Below are 15,701 nucleotides of genomic sequence, written 5' to 3' on the forward strand. Positions count from 1 at the left end.
GACAGGCGCAGATACTCAATACCCGATCCTCTCAAGGATTAGCTCGATCATCGCGAGGATCTTCTCGGCGTTCCGGATGTCACCCTCAAGGCCTGCCTTGTCGGCTTCGTCCTCCGAGGTGTCGAACTCCTGTCGCAACCATTCCAGCTCCTGGACATATCCATCGCGGCGGGATGTCCACATCTCCAGTTCCGCGACCTGCTCCTTCGTCACCGGCCCTTCGATCCAGGCTTCCCCGGTCTTCATGTCGATCTTCACCTGGTCGGGATGCGGCTGGGGCGGCGACTGATCGGTGATGCCGAGCCGCTCGCGGCGTTCGAGCTCACGCTCCCAGTAGGCCTTGTACTCGTTCGCGATCTCGAGCCATTCGTCGGCCAACGCCCTGTTCTGGCTCTCGGTGCTCGTCAGCATCTCGGCAAAAAGCCGCTGCGCCCGATGCTGGCCCTTGGCGGCGTTGACCGCCAGCGACCGCACGATCGCCTGCGCCATCGGCACGGTCACGTTGCGATCACCGTCCCGAACGGTGATCTCGCGGTAGGCCTCGTCGAGGATGATGCCCTTGAGCCTCTCCTCGTTGAGCGCCGGCCGCTTGTTCTTCGAGCCTCGCGGACGCCCCTTCGGATTGCCGGAGCGCCCCGCCTGGAACCGGGATGCCTCGGGCGGTTTGCCGTAACCAACCTCGTAGCCGGCCCCCGGCCGGGTCGCCGACAGTTTCGTCTTGCGCTTGCTCATTCCGCCGCCTCCAGCAGACCGCCGGTGCCGCTCCAGCCGCAGATCAGCCGTTCGGCCTCGTCCTTCGCATGGGCTTCCCAACGGGCGAGAATCCGGTCGCAATAGACCGGGTCCAGCTCGCAGAGATACCCCCGGCGCCCGGTCTTCTCGGCGGCGATCAATGTCGAGCCCGATCCGCCGAAGATATCGAGAACGATCTCGCCGCGCCCGGAGACATCGCGGATCGCATCTGCGATCATCTGCACCGGCTTCACCGTCGGGTGCAGCGACAGTTCCTCCATCCGCCCGGCCCGCATCGTGTTCACGCCGCGATACTGCCAGACATTGGTGCGGTAGCGCCCGTGCTGGCCCAGTTCGAACGTGTTGACATGCGGTGCGCTGCCCTTCTTGAAGACGAAGACCAGCTCGTGGCGGGATCGGTAGAAACTCCCCATGCCGTCATTGTCCTTGACCCAGACGACCAGGTTCTTCAGCTCGTCATAGACCGCCTGCCCCGCTTCCAGCATCTCCTCCACGTGACGCCAGTCCATGCAGAGAAAATGGATCGAGCCCTCCATGGCGTGATCGGAAAGGTTGCGAAGCGCGGAGGCCAGGAAGCGTGTGAGCTCGGGCTTGCTCATCTCGCCCGAGGCCATCGCGAATTCCCGGTGCTGCACCTTGCCGGAGTTGCCGACATGACCATCGATCGGAACGTTGTAAGGTGGGTCCGAGAACACCATCCGCGCGACTTCGCCATCCATCAGGAGATCGACGTCCTTCCGGTCGAGCGCATCACCGCAGATGAGCCGGTGTCGCCCCAGCTGCCAGACATCGCCCGGATGCACGCGCCGCGGTGCGGCTTCCGGCACCACGTCATCTTCGGGATCTCCCGGCTCCTCCGGTGCGACCGCCTCCATGATCCCATCGATCTCCGGGATGCTGAAGCCGGTGATGCCGATATCGAAGTCGAGATCCGATGACATCAGCGCGCCAAGCTCGGCCGCCAGAAGATCCTCGTCCCAGCCGGCATTCAGTGGCAGCTTGTTGTCGGCGAGAACATAGGCCCGCTTCTCCTCCGCGCGCATGTGATCGAGCCGCAGGCAGGGCACCTCTCCCATGCCGAGCAGCTTCGCCGCCTCCACCCGGCCATGGCCGGCCAGGATCGTGTAACGCTCATCGATCAGCACCGGGTTGGTAAAGCCGAAGGTCTCGATGCTCTCGGCAATCTGCCGGACCTGCTTCTTCGAATGGGTCCGGGCATTCCGTGCCCAGGGCGTGAGATCGCCGATGGCGACGTAGATGATGTTCTGTCGGGGCATTGCGCCCTCCTTTTGGCAGCCGTTCGCCAGCGGAACCGCTCCACCGGCCTTAACCGTAAGATTTATCTGCCGGTTGCAATCGCGTCAATATCAGGCGTATACATCCGTAAGACGAATCAGACAGGAGGGAGCATGGAGATCGGAGAACGACTGTTCAGCCTTCGACAGAAGACAGGCGAATCCCTACAGCAGGTGGCCGACGCGGTGGGCGTCTCCAAGGCCCATATCTGGGAGCTGGAAAAGGGACGCAGCAAGAACCCCTCCTTTGAACTCGTGCGCAAGCTGGCAACGCACTACGGTGTGAGCATCGACGTGCTGACCGGAGAAGACATGGAACCTGGGCAGCGAGACATGCAGATCGAGCGGATCCACCGCAGCCTGGAAGACCTCTCCGAGCGCGACCGGGGCATCGTCGAGCAGATGGTCGCCTCGATGGCGGCGAAGAAAGCCGGAGACGCCTGACCTCTTGCATCTCGACCGGATCGACCTCGCCGACATCCATGAGCCCAGCCGTTTGGCTGCTGCGGTGCATGGCATGCTCGGACCAGTCGATGGCCCGGTCCCCGTGGACGATGTCGCCTGCGCCTTGGATATCCACGAGGTCCGGCTGGGCGGGTTCGACGGGTTTGAAGGGATGCTGCTGACCGACAGGGTCCGCAGTACCGGCGCCATCCTCGCCAACACCCGCAAAGATCGACGTCGTACCCGTTTCACCGTCGCGCATGAGTTGGGGCATTTCCTGATGGAGAGGCATGTCCTCTCGGACGGGACCGGCTTCAAATGCCAGGCGAAGGACCTTTGGGAGACCCGCGACGAAGAAGTGCACCTTCGGCAGGAAACCGAGGCGAACCGTTTTGCCATAGAGCTGCTGGCGCCGCCCGCCTTGTTCGATCCGCACCTGTCGACCGAACCAGACCTCCGGGATGCCCTGCACCTGCGCGGTCATCTCGACATCAGCCTCGAGGCAAGTGTCCGGCGGATGATCGAACGCCGGCCCGAATGCCTTGCGGCAGTCTGGTCACACGAGGGCCGAGTGCGATACGTCGTCAGGGGAACCGGGTTTCCATACGTGCCCCTCCAAAAAGGCGATCATCTGCCGCGAGCGACCAAGGCTTTCCGGGTCATCGAGACTGCCCGACCGGAGGTCACCGACTCCACCGAAACCCCTTTCCGGGACTGGACACGCCAGCCGGCGCTCGAGCTGCTCGAGCAGACAAGGCTGGCGTCAAATGGCCATGCCGTCACGCTGCTCTGGGCAAGGCAATAGGACGGCAACATCGACGAGCGAGGCGATCTGACCAGCTAAGGACAGCTCGGTTCCGCTGAAATCGCCACAAAAACGGATTCCCTGTTCTGCCCGGATCGCTTCCCTGTTTGGTGGCAAAACTTCCCTGATCCCGAAAAGAAAATTCCCTGTTCCGGAAAGAACAGGGAAATCCTCGCAACCCATTGAAATAAAAATGCTATCCGGAGCAGATTCATCGGATTCCGCTTCTATACAGGCCAAACTAGCCGAAATTCCCTGTTTTTTCCCTGTAAACCAGCGAAACGACCGCAAACCGACCCCGGCAAAAACCTCGACAGAGACGTTCAAGGGGCTTGTGCGCGAACGGTGCCGAAACAACCGTCTCTCCTCAGAAGGCGACGCGAGAAGCCGCGGGAATCGCGACACAATTCCCGATAGGTCCGTAAGATATTGGTGAGACTGGGGTGGCTGGCGGAGAGACAGGGATTCGAACCCTGGAGACGGTTCCCCGCCTACACACTTTCCAGGCGTGCGCCTTCGACCACTCGGCCACCTCTCCGGTGCGGGTGGGTTTATCCGCAACCGAAGGGAAGATGCAAGGGCCGATTTGTATGTTTTCGGTACATTTGTTTCAGCCTGCGGCATCGGTCCAAACCAGCCTGCACCGAGCCCGACACCGCGGCCTTCGAGAGGTGGTTTTATTCCTCCAGATGCAGGTTCACACGCCGGTTGCGAGCGCCCTTTTTCTCCACCTTGCCGAGCCGGATCTTCCCGATCTCACCGGTGGAGGCGACATGGGTGCCGCCACAGGGTTGCAGGTCCACCTGGTTGGAATCGGTCCCTATCCGGACCAGCCGCACCCTGCCCTGTCCCATCGGCGGCATTACGGACATCGTTTTGACCAGACCGGGATTGGCCGCGAGTTCCTCATCGGTGATCCAGCTTTCGCTCACGGGCAGGTCGCGGTCGATCAGCGCCTGCAGGGCGGCCTGAACCGCCTCCTTGTCCTCCAGCGACTCCGGCATGTCGAAATCGAGGCGTCCCTTTTCGACGCCTATGGAGCCGCCCGAAACCGGTAGCGGGATGACGACCGAGAGCAGGTGCAGCGCCGTGTGGACCCGCATATGCCGGTAGCGGCGGTCCCAATCGAGCGATTGACGCAGTTCGCAGCCAATGGGCGGCATGGGCGCGGGCTCGGCCGGCACGAGCACGATCTGCCCCTCCTCGCCCTTCACCGTGGTGGCGATCTCCAGCATGTTGCCGTCCCAGTGCAGAGCGCCGCTGTCGCCCGGCTGGCCGCCACCCTGCGCATAGAAGATCGTGGCGTCGAGCACGATCCCGCCCTCTGCCGTATGGGCCACTACCTTGCCCGTCGCCTCGCGCGCATAGGCGTCCTCGCGAAACAGCATGTCGGTCATGTCTCATCCTCCGTCGGGAATTCAGGGTCGGAATCGGGCCGGGGCGGCCCCATCGGCATAGGCGTACCTGCCGGTGGCGGCCGGTGGAGCGCCTCCGGGTTGCGCAACCAGATATCGCGCTGTGCGAAGGGAATCTCGATCCCCTCCTGCGCGAAACGCTCGGCGATCTGGTGGTTGATTTCGCTGCGCGTTCCGAGCCCGAAATTGATGTCCCTCAGGACAACCCGCATCTCGAAATCGAGCGAATCCGCGCCAAACCCCTGGAAGACGATCATCGGGGGCGGATTGACGATGACCAGCGGATGGGCCTCGGCGATTTCCTGCAGAATTTGTGAGACCTTGCGGGTGTCGGTCCCGTAGGCCACGCCCACCGGCAGGATCAGCCGCCCCGAGAGGTTGCCACGGGTCCAGTTCGTCACCTGTCCGGAGACGAAATCGGAATTGGGCACGATGACGTTATTGCGGTCGAAGGTCTCGACCGTCGTCGCGCGCACCGAGATCTTGCGCACCGTGCCCATCACGCCGCCGACCTCGATCCAGTCGCCCTCCGTCACCGGCCGTTCGATCAGCAGGATCAGACCGGAGACGAAATTCGACACGATATTCTGCAAGCCGAAACCGACACCAACCGAAAGCGCACCGGCAACAATGGCAAGGTTGCTCAGATCAAGCCCCGCAACCGAGACCGCGATCATGGCCGATAGGAAGATGCCAAGGTAGCCCAGCCCGGAAATGACGGCCTTTTGTCCGCCGGGGTCGATCCGCGTGCGCGGAAGAACCGACGCGCGCATGGCCGATTGCACCAGTCTGGTGGCCAGCATACCGCCCAAAAAGGCGATGGCGAAAACGAACAACACCGACAGGGAGACACGGGTGTCGCCGATCGTGAAACCTTCTTGAAGATGCACCCAGGCTTCCTCAAGGTCCGCCTTACGCACGCCCCAGACAAGCGCGATGAAAGGCAGCGCGATCACGATGAGCGCGAAGTTCACCAGAACCGGAAGCAGGCCTTCTTCGGACGCCTTCTGACGCCCGGTCAGCCAGTCGAACACGCCCATGGAGAGCTTCTGCAGAAAACTCACCGTCGCCAGGATGGCGAGCGTCAGCGAGGGCGAGAGAGACAGGAAAATCCCCGCTCGGGTGTAGCCGGCCATCGCTGCGAGCGGAGCGGCGACAGCGAAGACCATGCAGGCCCGCCCGGTCAGAAGAATCACGCGGCTGACGAAGCCACTCTCCTCCGCGTCCACGTCGACCACGTCTTCGGGCGTCCCGATTCCCTGCCGTTGCATGCCATGGGCGATCAGCAGTTTGGCCAACCCGGCCAGGCAAATCGCTGCGAGTACGATCACCGGAAAGGCAAAGACGACCCCGGTTTCCGGCTCCAACGGAAGGAGGGACATCATTGTCTGGACAAAGATGGCGACCGCAAAAAGGACACCGAGGGCGGAGGAATAGAAGCGCCCGCGGACCCTCTGGTGCCGCGTCAATTCCAATGGCGTCGGCCATTTCTCCATCCGTGGAAATATCTGCTGGCCAAGCCAACGCGCCATGACAAAGGCCATGCCCATCTTGGGAACCGCGCCCAGCATACCTTCGCCGCTGGGCCCGAACATGCCCGTGGCCCGCAAGGCCGCCACGAACAGGATTGTGCCCAGCACCGGCAGGATAACTTGCCCCAGCGAGAGCAGCATCGCACCGACGAGTACCTTCTCTCCGCCGCCATGCAGCATCATCCAGTCGACCAAACGCCGGAACCAGAGGCGGCCACGGATCAACAACAGCAATGACAGACCTAGGAGAACCGCGATCTCCGGCAAATTCTTGCGGAACTCGGCCACGTCGGAACGGAGATGGGCGGACGTGCTCACTTCCGCGGACAGGATCCGCGATACCTTGTGCAGATCCTCCGCGGCAATCAGGACGTGCGATGGCAGGATCGGGGAAGGGCCGCGCAGAAGCAGCTTTGCCTTCTGACGGGAGCGGATCAGGGAATCGATCCTCGAAATCAGACCGTTGGCCCGCGTATACGCCTCCTCGGCGGTCAGAACGGGTGCGTTCAAGCTGTTCAGTTCTTCCTGAAGCAGCTGCCGCCTTGCGGCGATTTCCTCGCTTTCACTCATCCCCTCTTCGGGAACCGGCCCCAAGGCCTGGATTTGGCTACGAAGGGTGGCGATCCGGTCCGCGTCACGAGACTCTTCGACCTGAAACTGACTGCGCCATTTCACCAGATCGCGGCGGAGCGACTCGAAGGCCGCGTCGGAAGCCTGTTGACTGCTCAGTGAGTCCTCCGCACGCGCGGCGATCTTTTCCCATTCCGCATAGTCCTCGGCCGATATCCGGGCCTTCTCCGCTTCCTGCGCGGATGCCGGAGCGACCACGGACCAACCGCTCATTCCCGGGCCGGCGCCCGTTTCCATCCACAGGGTGAACCACAGGAGCGCCGCACAGATCAGCGCGAGCCGAGAGCGCATGCTGTTACTCCTCTGCCTCGAAAACATCCGGCAACGGGCGTTCGGCCCCGTCCAGCCAATGTGGCACCGGCAGCCCCTTGCCGCGCAGGAAGTCCGGATTGAACAGGCGCGACTGATAGCGGGTGCCGAAATCGCACAGCACCGTCACGATCCGGTGCCCCGGCCCCATTTCCCTGGCCATGCGGATCGCGCCGGCAATGTTGATGCCGGAGGAGCCGCCAAGGCAGAGGCCCTCGTGTTCCAGCAGGTCGAAGACGATCGGCAAGGCCTCGGAATCGGGGATGTTGAAGGACATGTCGGGCGTGAATCCTTCGAGATTCGCGGTGATGCGCCCCTGCCCGATCCCCTCGGAGATCGAGGACCCTTCGGCCTTCAGCTCTCCTGTCGTGTAGTAGGAATGCAGCGCCGCGCCGTCGGGATCGGCAAGCCCGATCTTGACGCCCTTGGGCTGTAGTGCCATCGCCACGCCCGCGAGCGTGCCGCCGGACCCGACCGCGCAGATGAAGCCATCGACTTCGCCGCCTGTCTGTTCCCAGATTTCCGGACCGGTGCCCTCGATATGGGCCTGCCGGTTGGCGACGTTGTCGAACTGGTTGGCCCAGATCGCCCCATTGGGTTCGGTCTTGTTAAGTTCCTCCGCCAATCGACCGGAATACCGAACAAAATTGTTCGGCTTGCGATAGGGCGCGGCCGGCACTTCGACCAGTTGTGCGCCGGCGACGCGCAGCATGTCCTTCTTTTCCTGGCTCTGCGTCTCGGGGATGACGATCACCGTCCGGAACCCCATCGACGCACCGACCAGCGCCAGCCCTATACCGGTATTGCCCGCCGTACCTTCCACGATCGTGCCGCCGGGACGCAGCTGCCCGCGCGCGATGGCGTCGCGGATGATATAGAGCGCCGCGCGGTCCTTGACCGATTGTCCGGGATTCAGGAACTCCGCCTTGCCGAGGATCTCGCACCCCGTCGCCTCGCTCGCCGCGCGCAGCCGGATCAGCGGCGTGTTTCCGACGGCCGCTGCGAGATCTGTCTTGATGGTCATGAAAAACGCTCCCTGGACTTGCTTCTCCCTTGCTAGCCCAGAGGTGGCGGGTGTCAACCAGCCTCAGCCGCCAAGCCCCGCCGCTGCGCGCAACTCTGCGCGAGATCGCGCAAGGTAGAGCAGCAGAAGGATCAGCGGACCGACATTGATCTCGCCGCTCTCCACCAGTTCCATGGCGTGATCGAAGCCGATCACATGGGTACGGATGTCCTCGCCCTCGCCTTCCAGCCCGCCAAGGCCCGCCGCCTCGTCCGGCAGATCCGCCGTGGCGAGATAGCCGAACAGGTACTCCGTCTTGGCCCCCGGCGTCGGGTAATACTGGCTGACAAGCCTTAGGTCTCGCACTGACAGTCCCGCTTCCTCCTCCGCCTCGCGAAGCGCGGCCTGTTCCGGCGTCTCGCCGCCGTCGATACGGCCCGCGATGGCTTCCAGCAGCCAGGGCTGCTTGTCGCCGCGCGCATAGGGCCCGGCCCGGAACTGCTCGACGAGCAGCACCCTGTCGCGCACCGGGTCATAGGGCAGGATGGTGATCGCATCGCCCGAGACAAAGGCGGTACGGTTCAGGATCGCGCCGTGATCACCGGAAAATCGGCGATGGGTGAGGTCATATTCCTCGACTGAGAAGAAATTGGCATAGGCGAGGCTGCGCCGCTTCAGGTCGATATCATCCACGCCTGCATTATGGCGCAACGTCGTGGGCGTGGTATCGTTGAGCGCGTTCAAACGCGCCTGTGCCCGCGCCTGCAACGGGCCGAAACGCCGGGCAACCTCCCTCGGAGTGCGGCGGTCCATATCCATCATGACCTCCTCGGCGGTCATGCAGCTCAGCGGACCCCAGCGTTCCGCCCAGGCGTCGAAATCCCACGGCTGCGCGGTTGCCATGCCGGTGGGTGGCGGCGCGTAGATGCAGGCGCGCTCCGGCCCGGCCTCCGTCAGCACATCAACCGCCTGCAGCCGATAGCCGAAAGCGCCCTCGTAGTAGTCCATGCGGGAAATGGCCTGGTCGCTCGGATCGCGCAGTAGAAGCCCTTCGGCCACGGCACCGGCTTCGGAGACGATCAGCGGATAGCTTTCGCCCCGTGCCCAATAGACGGCGTGATCGGGAAGGCGCGCAGCGACCGGGGCGGCATGTTCGCCGACGACCAGCCGCCGCAATGGCTCATGGCACAGCGTGCCATAGAGAAAGATCGGTTCCATTGATTGCGCCAGCCCCCATCTGCATGCCTCACGCCCAGCGTTCCGAGGCCCATTCCGAGAGGAAGGCGGCCAGCACCCCACCGCAGAACAGGACGATCGGAACCTCCGGGCCGCTTAGCATCAGCAGGAAATACTCCGCAACAAGGTCCATCATCGCGACCAGCGCTTCGGTCGGCCCTTCGTAATGAAGGCTTATGGAACGCTCGAGCATTTCGACCCCAGCCCAAAGCACGAGCACAAAGAAAAGCATCACGCCGACCGTCCGGACCGCGGAGCCGATCGCGGCATAGCTGCCCTTGCCGGCGAGCTTGCCCATGTTCATCCAGCCGCACAACGCCCCGATCACCGTGTTTATCGGGGTGAGCATGCCGAATTGCGTGCCTTCCGGCAGCAGCGGCTTGTAGACCTCGGAGGCAAAAAAGGCCACCAGGGCAAAGCCGAAGGCGGCAAACAGCTTGGCTGCGGTGGGCATGGGTCAGTCTCTCCCCTCTGCGAACGGACTGGTGGCGCGTCCGGGCCACCTGTGACGTTACATCACAGCAAACGGACGAAATTGTGGCGTGGGTTGCGCCAGTTCCGGCAATTGCATGTCGGTGTGAAGAAAAGATCGACAATCGGCCACAATCCGCCCCGAGCCCCGCGTGCCGTCAGGCCGGCGCCTGCTCGCGGAACCGCTCCAGCCCGTCGAGCGCAGCGCGCCGCCCGTCCTCCAGCGCGACCACCGGCGCGGGATAAGGGTCACGGGCGGAGAGCTTCCAAGCCGCGGGGCAGGCTTCGAAGAACTCCAGCGCGGTCTCGGGCGGATTCGCCTGCCCCTCGGCGATCCAGCGGTGCCGGTAGCTGCCCTTCTTGTCGTAACGGGTGGCCTGAAGGTCCGGGTTGAAGATGCGGAAATACGGCGAGGCATCCGGCCCGCAGCCAGCCACCCATTGCCAGCCAACGGCGTTATTGGCCGCGTCCCAGTCGATCAGGTGGCGCTCGAACCAGGCCCGCCCGATCCGCCAATCCGCCATCAGGTGCTTGCTCAGGTAGCTGGCCACGACCATGCGCGCGCGGTTGTGCATCAGCCCGGTCACCATCATCTCGCGCATGCCGGCATCGACCAACTCCACCCCCGTGCGCCCACGTTTCCACGCGCGGATCTCGGAGCGGTTTTCGTCCGGATTCCAGGGGAAGCGCTCCCATTCCGGTCTCCAGCAACGGGTTTCAAGCTCCGGCCAGTGAAACAGCAGGTGCCAAGAGAATTCGCGCCACATGAGCTGTCGCAGGAACGGCTGTGCGCCCGATGCCCCGGCATGGTCGCGCAGCATAGCCGCGTGCCAGCACTGGCGGATCCCGATCTCGCCATTGGCAAGGAATGGCGAGAGACCGGAGCAGCCATCCTGCGCCAACGCATCGCGGCCGTCCTTGTACCGGTCCAGACCGTGATCGAGGAATTCCTCCAGCCGGTCCCGCGCCGCGGTTTCACCCGCTTTAACGCGCTTTGCGAGGATCGACTCTCCCCGCTCCATCCCCTGCGCCAACGCCCAACCTGCAAGCGTCTCGGTCTCCGGCCAGTCCGAAGGCGGCTGGAGGCGTCGTGGCACGCCAACGGGCTCCATCACCGGCTGTTGAGCCTGCGCGCGCCACATCGGAGAGAAGACCTTGTAGGGCTGTCCGGACTTGTTCTTGGTCCGCCATGGCTCGAAGAGCAGGTTGCCGTCAAAACTGCGCGCCTCGACCCCCTGCTCCTTCAGCTTTGCCTTCAACCCCGTGTCGCGCTGGCGCGACGCCGGATCATGCGCGCGGTTCCAGTAGATCGCCGTCGCACCGGTCTCCGCGATCAGCGCCCCGATACAGGCATCCGCCGCGCCCGTGCGCAGGATCAGCCGAGACCCAAAGCGCTCCAGGTCGTGTTGCAGACTTTCCAGCGACAGGCCCATTCGCCAGAGCGCAGCTGCGCCAACCCGCTCGACCACCTCGTCGCGCAGGAAGACCGGCAGAACCGGCCGCCCCTTCTCGGAGGCGGCCCGGAGGGCGGGATTGTCCGAAAGGCGCAGATCGCCGCGCCGGAACCAGACCAGAATGGGAGCATCTTGAACCATGCTTCCAGAACTGGCGTGGCGCCGCGAAAGGTCAAGCGCTGATGACGCTCAAAGCGTCGCGTCCAGCGCGGCGATGAGCTGATCCACCTCCGCCTTGGTGGTGTAATGCACGAAGCTGAGCCGCAGGACGCCTTGCTCCGGGTCGATTCCGAGCGCTTCCAGCGGGCGCACGCCATAGAAATTGCCGCCCCCCGCCATGATACCGTGCGCGGCCAACGCGCGGGCGGCCTCCTCGGCATTGCGTCCCAGATCGACGGCGATAGTCGGCGCGCGGCGCTCCGCGGCGCGCGGGCCGATCAGGCGCAGATCGTTGCGGGCAGCCAGATAGTCCAGCAGCGGCTGCATCAGTTCGATCTCGTGCTCGCGCATCAGGTCATGCACAGCGACGCCGCGCTCGACCGCAGAACCTTCGATGCCATGATGCGCCGCGAGGGTGACGATATAGTCGACCATCCCGGCCGAGGCCGCCACCTGTGCATGGTCCGGTCCCGCGGGCGTGAAGCGCTTGTAGAGCGTTTCGCCATTGAAGTAATGCGCCTGGTTGGGCAGCTCGAAACCGAATTGCCGGCGGATCACCATCACGCCCTGATGCGGGCCATAGGTCTTGTAGCTTGAGAACAGGTAGACATCCGGGCCGAGGTTGCCGACATCCGGCAGTCCGTGCGGCGCGTAGGAGACGCCATCGACCACGACAAAGGCACCGGCGGCATGAGCGAGCGCGGTGATCGCCGTCACGTCGTTAATCTCGCCGACAATATTGGAGCAATGCGGGAAGCAGACCAGCCGCACGTTGCCATCCTCCAGCAGCACGTCGAGATCGGTCGGGTCGAGCGATCCGGTCTCGGAATCGATCCGCCATTCCCGCACCTCGATCCCCTCGTCGGCCAGCCGCCGCCACGGCCCTGAGTTGGCCTCGTGGTCCTGGTTGGTCACCACGATCGCCTCGCCCGGCGTCAGCCAGCAGCGCACCGCGTTGGCCAGAACAAAGGTGTTCTGCGAAGTCGAGGGGCCAAAGCTCAGCTCGTCCGTCTCCACCCCGAGCAGTGCGGCAAGCCGCGCGCGCGCCTCGTCCATCTCGGCCCCTGCGGCCTCGGCAGCGGCATAGGGCGCATAGGGCTGCACCTTGCGCTGATGGTAATAGCGCGTCAGCCGGTCGATCACCGGCGCGCAGGTATAGGATCCGCCCGCATTCTCGAAAAAGGCCTGACCTTGCAGAGAAGGTTCGGAAAAGGCGGGAAATTGCCGCCGCACGAAATCGATGTCGAGCATGGAGCCTCCAGACGTAACGGGCCGCGGCTGGTGGTCGCCGCGGCCCGCAATCTGTCTCTTTGTGCCCCGAGCCGCAAGCCGATCCTCCCGCGCCGTGCCGCGACAAACCGATGCCTGACGTCGTGTCGCCCGGTCAGGGTGCCCAACTCAGGAAGTTGGCAATCATCCGCAACCCGGCGCGCTGGCTTTTCTCCGGGTGGAACTGGGTGCCGATCATGTTGTCCCGACCGATGATCGCGGTGACCTCCCCGCCGTAATCGGCAAAGGCCAGCCGGTGGGCCGGGTTCTCGACGCGGACCTGGTAGGAATGGACGAAATAGGCGTGGTCGCCGGTTTCGATCCCCTCCAGAACCGGGTGCTGGCCGGTCAGGACCAGGTCATTCCAGCCCATGTGCGGGACCTTCAGCGAAGGATCCGACGGCCGAATGGGAACGACCTCGCCGGCAATCCAGTCGAAGCCGGGCGTGTCCACATATTCCCTGCCGACACTCGCCATCATCTGCATGCCGATGCAGATCCCCATGAAGGGACGGCCCTTGCCGATCACGGCCTCCTGAATCGCTTCCTCAAGGCCGGAATGGCCCTCCAGCGCCGCCTTGCAGGCTGGATATGCGCCATCCCCAGGCAGCACGATACGGTCGGCGCGCGCCACGTCCTCGGGACGGCCGGAGATGATCACCTCGCCCGCGCCAGCCTCTGCGGCCATGCGCTGGAACGCCTTCTCCGCCGAGTGCAGGTTGCCGCTCTCGTAATCGACTACAACCGTCAGCGGCATCTCACAGCATCCCCTTGGTCGACGGAATTTCGTCGGACTTGCGCGGATCGGGCTCCACCGCCTCGCGCAGGGCGCGGGCCACGGATTTGAAACCGGCCTCGGCAATATGGTGGCTGTTGATCCCGTGCAGCGCATCGATATGGAGCGTGATTCCGCCATGGGTGGACAGCGCCTGGAAAAACTCGCGGACAAGCTCAGTGGCGAAGCTGCCGATCTTGGCGGTCGGGAAATCGATGTTCATCACCAGGTAAGGCCGCGCCGAAAGGTCCAGCGCCGTGCGCACCAGCGAGTCGTCCATCGCCAGCAGGCAGGCGCCGTAGCGGCGAATGCCCCGCTTGTCGCCAAGAGCCTTGACCAACGCCTGCCCTATGGCAATGCCGGTATCCTCGACCGTGTGGTGATCGTCGATATGCAGGTCGCCATCGGCACGGATCGTCATGTCGATCAGCGAATGGCGGGCCAGTTGCTCCAGCATGTGATCGAAGAAACCGACACCGGTCTTGCAGTCATACCGGCCGGTCCCGTCGAGATCGATCTCGACCGAAATCTTCGTCTCGGTGGTTGCCCGTTCGATTTTCGCCTTGCGCATGGCCTGCTCCATTCCTTGACCGCGCTTCCATACAGGGGCGCGCAAACCGTTCCAAGGGTGTACGAACACGGCGAGGTTTCGCTGTGGCCGATGCGTCGATTTCTGAAGGTTTTTCCAGTGGAGCGGGCGATGCTCTCCAATTTATATTTAATTACAATGAGTTATATTTTTGTTTGCCCCAATTTGCCACAGATTTGCCACTTCCCGCATCAGCCGATGTGGCAAAGTCTGTCTTTGCCACAGATTTTGCCACACAATTGGCCCTGACAAAACTCTGAACGGCGTCAAGAAATCCGCAACTAATTGAAAAATAATAAAATCAGGCCCGAGAATGTGGCCAGCGTGTTTTCGCCCAGGCCGCGATCAGTTTTGACCTTCGTCGTATCGAGTCAGTAGACCAATTGGTGTGATCCGTTGCGATGGAGCGAGCCGATGCAAAGATTGAACCACGATACTCAGCCGCCTTTGCATCGAAGCCCGAGTTCGACAACGCCGGGTTCATTGAAGACGTGAGTGGAATTAGATTGCCCCACGAGTGCTTCAGGCTAGCGGCCTCTTCTTCATCTTTGATTACCCAGTCAGGTCCTGGTTTCACTGGTAGAATGTGCTCGATTTGGAAATCATCAATCGGTGACTCTCCATCGGCAGACAACTCGAACTGACGGCGAGCGTACTTTGCGACGCGTTTACCATACAACGAACCTTCGAGAACTGCCTTCTCGAACTCTGTGTCGTTGGGCCATGGGACTGTAGACCTCCGGGAGATAGCTGTCTTAACCATCTCAACCGAAAATCCGTGTTCGGATGCCTCACCCCATAGGCCCTTAAAAACGGCATGAAGGCCGGTTGGTTCAAATCCAGAAATCGCGCGTCGAAACAGGAAACTCTCCACTAAGCGTGCAGATTCGGTCGCCATCTCTTCGGCCACCTCGTCAGCGTTGACGGCATCAACAAGCTTTAGGAAAAAGGGGAAGACTGAACTCGGAGCGCCCATATCATGAAGGTCGCGAAGGGCTTTTCCAAGATCTTCTGGAATGCTGTCCGCCAAGTCGCCGGTCTGCAAAACGAAGAACGTATCTGTGAAGTTGTCCATGGATTGGATGACCTGTCGAGGGTCGGTCCCGTCTCCCCAGATTTTTCGCAGTGTTTGGAATAGTTCTGCCTTTGTGATGCTGGAATCATGCACCAACCCGTATGGGAATAGAAACTTCTCCAAGTCTGTGTGGACTGCCCCCATCGAGTGGTCCGGGTTGATTGTTAGTGCATGGTCGGCCTCTGGTCCATTGGAACGAAGCTTTCGGGTGCTGGTGGTCGGTAGCCCAGGGCACTGTGTGGCCTGACGGTGTTGTAGTGGCGCCGCCACCGTTCGATCAAGATTTGGGCTTCTCGTAGCGTATAGAACACCTCTCCGTTCAGCAGTTCGTCTCTGAAACGGGAGTTGAAGCTTTCGCAGTATCCGTTCTCCCACGGTGAGCCAGGCGCGATGAACGCGGTTTTCGCACCAACGGCGCCGATCCAGGCCCGCACCTTCTTGGCAATGAATTCCGCTCCGTTGTCGGACCTTATGAACTCGGGTGGGC

At 62.8% G+C, this 15,701-nt stretch carries 16 protein-coding genes and 1 tRNA gene; 2 read left to right on the plus strand and 15 right to left on the minus strand.

The annotated features are described in order from the left end of the window. Nucleotides 1-15: 15 nt before the first annotated feature. Both BLR85_RS18995 and BLR85_RS19000 read right to left on the minus strand, forming a co-directional pair. The gene (locus BLR85_RS18995) at nucleotides 16-732 is read right to left on the minus strand and encodes a DUF5681 domain-containing protein (protein WP_093160672.1); all 717 of its coding nucleotides are present in this window, start codon (nucleotides 730-732) and stop codon (nucleotides 16-18) included. Continuing rightward, the gene (locus tag BLR85_RS19000; RefSeq protein ID WP_093160675.1) at nucleotides 729-2,030 is read right to left on the minus strand and encodes a site-specific DNA-methyltransferase; all 1,302 of its coding nucleotides are present in this window, start codon (nucleotides 2,028-2,030) and stop codon (nucleotides 729-731) included. The genes BLR85_RS18995 and BLR85_RS19000 overlap by 4 nt, the downstream gene beginning before the upstream one ends. Nucleotides 2,031-2,162: 132 nt before the next feature. Here BLR85_RS19000 and BLR85_RS19005 point away from each other — a divergent pair, with 132 nt between their 5' ends. Both BLR85_RS19005 and BLR85_RS19010 read left to right on the plus strand, forming a co-directional pair. Then, nucleotides 2,163-2,492 carry a helix-turn-helix domain-containing protein gene (locus BLR85_RS19005; RefSeq protein WP_093160678.1) on the plus strand — a complete coding sequence of 110 codons (330 nt, stop codon included), beginning with the start codon at nucleotides 2,163-2,165 and terminating at the stop codon, nucleotides 2,490-2,492. A 4-nt stretch (nucleotides 2,493-2,496) separates the two neighbouring features. Continuing rightward, nucleotides 2,497-3,297: an ImmA/IrrE family metallo-endopeptidase gene (locus tag BLR85_RS19010; protein WP_093160681.1), complete on the plus strand. Its 801-nt coding sequence runs from the start codon at nucleotides 2,497-2,499 to the stop codon at nucleotides 3,295-3,297. On the opposite strand, the gene BLR85_RS28585 is transcribed toward BLR85_RS19010, so the two are convergent. The 13 genes from BLR85_RS28585 to BLR85_RS19070 all read right to left on the minus strand — a co-directional run. Continuing rightward, nucleotides 3,256-3,654: a hypothetical protein gene (locus tag BLR85_RS28585; protein ID WP_212635110.1), complete on the minus strand. Its 399-nt coding sequence runs from the start codon at nucleotides 3,652-3,654 to the stop codon at nucleotides 3,256-3,258. The two genes, BLR85_RS19010 and BLR85_RS28585, sit on opposite strands and share 42 nt — an antisense overlap. A 91-nt stretch (nucleotides 3,655-3,745) precedes the next feature. Further along, nucleotides 3,746-3,835 (minus strand) — tRNA-Ser (locus tag BLR85_RS19015). A gap of 139 nt (nucleotides 3,836-3,974) precedes the next feature. Then, nucleotides 3,975-4,694, minus strand: a complete 720-nt coding sequence (locus BLR85_RS19020; protein WP_093160686.1) for an alanyl-tRNA editing protein — start codon at nucleotides 4,692-4,694, stop codon at nucleotides 3,975-3,977. Further along, complete coding sequence (locus BLR85_RS19025) at nucleotides 4,691-7,165, minus strand: DUF3772 domain-containing protein (RefSeq protein ID WP_170844638.1); 2,475 nt, start codon at nucleotides 7,163-7,165, stop codon at nucleotides 4,691-4,693. Before BLR85_RS19025 ends, BLR85_RS19020 begins: the two co-directional genes overlap by 4 nt. A 4-nt stretch (nucleotides 7,166-7,169) precedes the next feature. Continuing rightward, nucleotides 7,170-8,207: a cysteine synthase A gene (locus BLR85_RS19030; protein WP_093160693.1), complete on the minus strand. Its 1,038-nt coding sequence runs from the start codon at nucleotides 8,205-8,207 to the stop codon at nucleotides 7,170-7,172. A 63-nt stretch (nucleotides 8,208-8,270) separates the two neighbouring features. Then, entirely contained in the window at nucleotides 8,271-9,404 is a 1,134-nt protein-coding gene (locus BLR85_RS19035; protein ID WP_093160697.1) for an NUDIX domain-containing protein, read from the minus strand. A 28-nt stretch (nucleotides 9,405-9,432) separates the two neighbouring features. Further along, nucleotides 9,433-9,876, minus strand: a complete 444-nt coding sequence (locus BLR85_RS19040; RefSeq protein WP_093160701.1) for a TrgA family protein — start codon at nucleotides 9,874-9,876, stop codon at nucleotides 9,433-9,435. A 175-nt stretch (nucleotides 9,877-10,051) separates the two neighbouring features. Continuing rightward, nucleotides 10,052-11,488, minus strand: a complete 1,437-nt coding sequence (locus BLR85_RS19045) for a cryptochrome/photolyase family protein (protein ID WP_093160706.1) — start codon at nucleotides 11,486-11,488, stop codon at nucleotides 10,052-10,054. A gap of 48 nt (nucleotides 11,489-11,536) precedes the next feature. Then, nucleotides 11,537-12,757, minus strand: a complete 1,221-nt coding sequence (locus BLR85_RS19050) for an aminotransferase class V-fold PLP-dependent enzyme (protein WP_093160710.1) — start codon at nucleotides 12,755-12,757, stop codon at nucleotides 11,537-11,539. A gap of 133 nt (nucleotides 12,758-12,890) precedes the next feature. Continuing rightward, entirely contained in the window at nucleotides 12,891-13,532 is a 642-nt protein-coding gene (gene hisH / locus BLR85_RS19055) for an imidazole glycerol phosphate synthase subunit HisH (protein WP_093160715.1), read from the minus strand. A 1-nt stretch (nucleotide 13,533) separates the two neighbouring features. Continuing rightward, complete coding sequence (hisB, locus tag BLR85_RS19060) at nucleotides 13,534-14,121, minus strand: imidazoleglycerol-phosphate dehydratase HisB (RefSeq protein WP_093160739.1); 588 nt, start codon at nucleotides 14,119-14,121, stop codon at nucleotides 13,534-13,536. Between the two features lie 319 nt (nucleotides 14,122-14,440). Next, nucleotides 14,441-15,214, minus strand: a complete 774-nt coding sequence (locus BLR85_RS19065) for an HNH endonuclease family protein (protein ID WP_170844639.1) — start codon at nucleotides 15,212-15,214, stop codon at nucleotides 14,441-14,443. Between the two features lie 164 nt (nucleotides 15,215-15,378). Beyond that, on the minus strand, nucleotides 15,379-15,701 hold a 323-nt coding region (locus BLR85_RS19070; RefSeq protein ID WP_139188458.1), incomplete at its 5' end, for an integrase core domain-containing protein.

The organism is Aliiruegeria lutimaris (genome assembly GCF_900099935.1).
GTDB classification, from domain to species: domain Bacteria; phylum Pseudomonadota; class Alphaproteobacteria; order Rhodobacterales; family Rhodobacteraceae; genus Tropicimonas; species Tropicimonas lutimaris.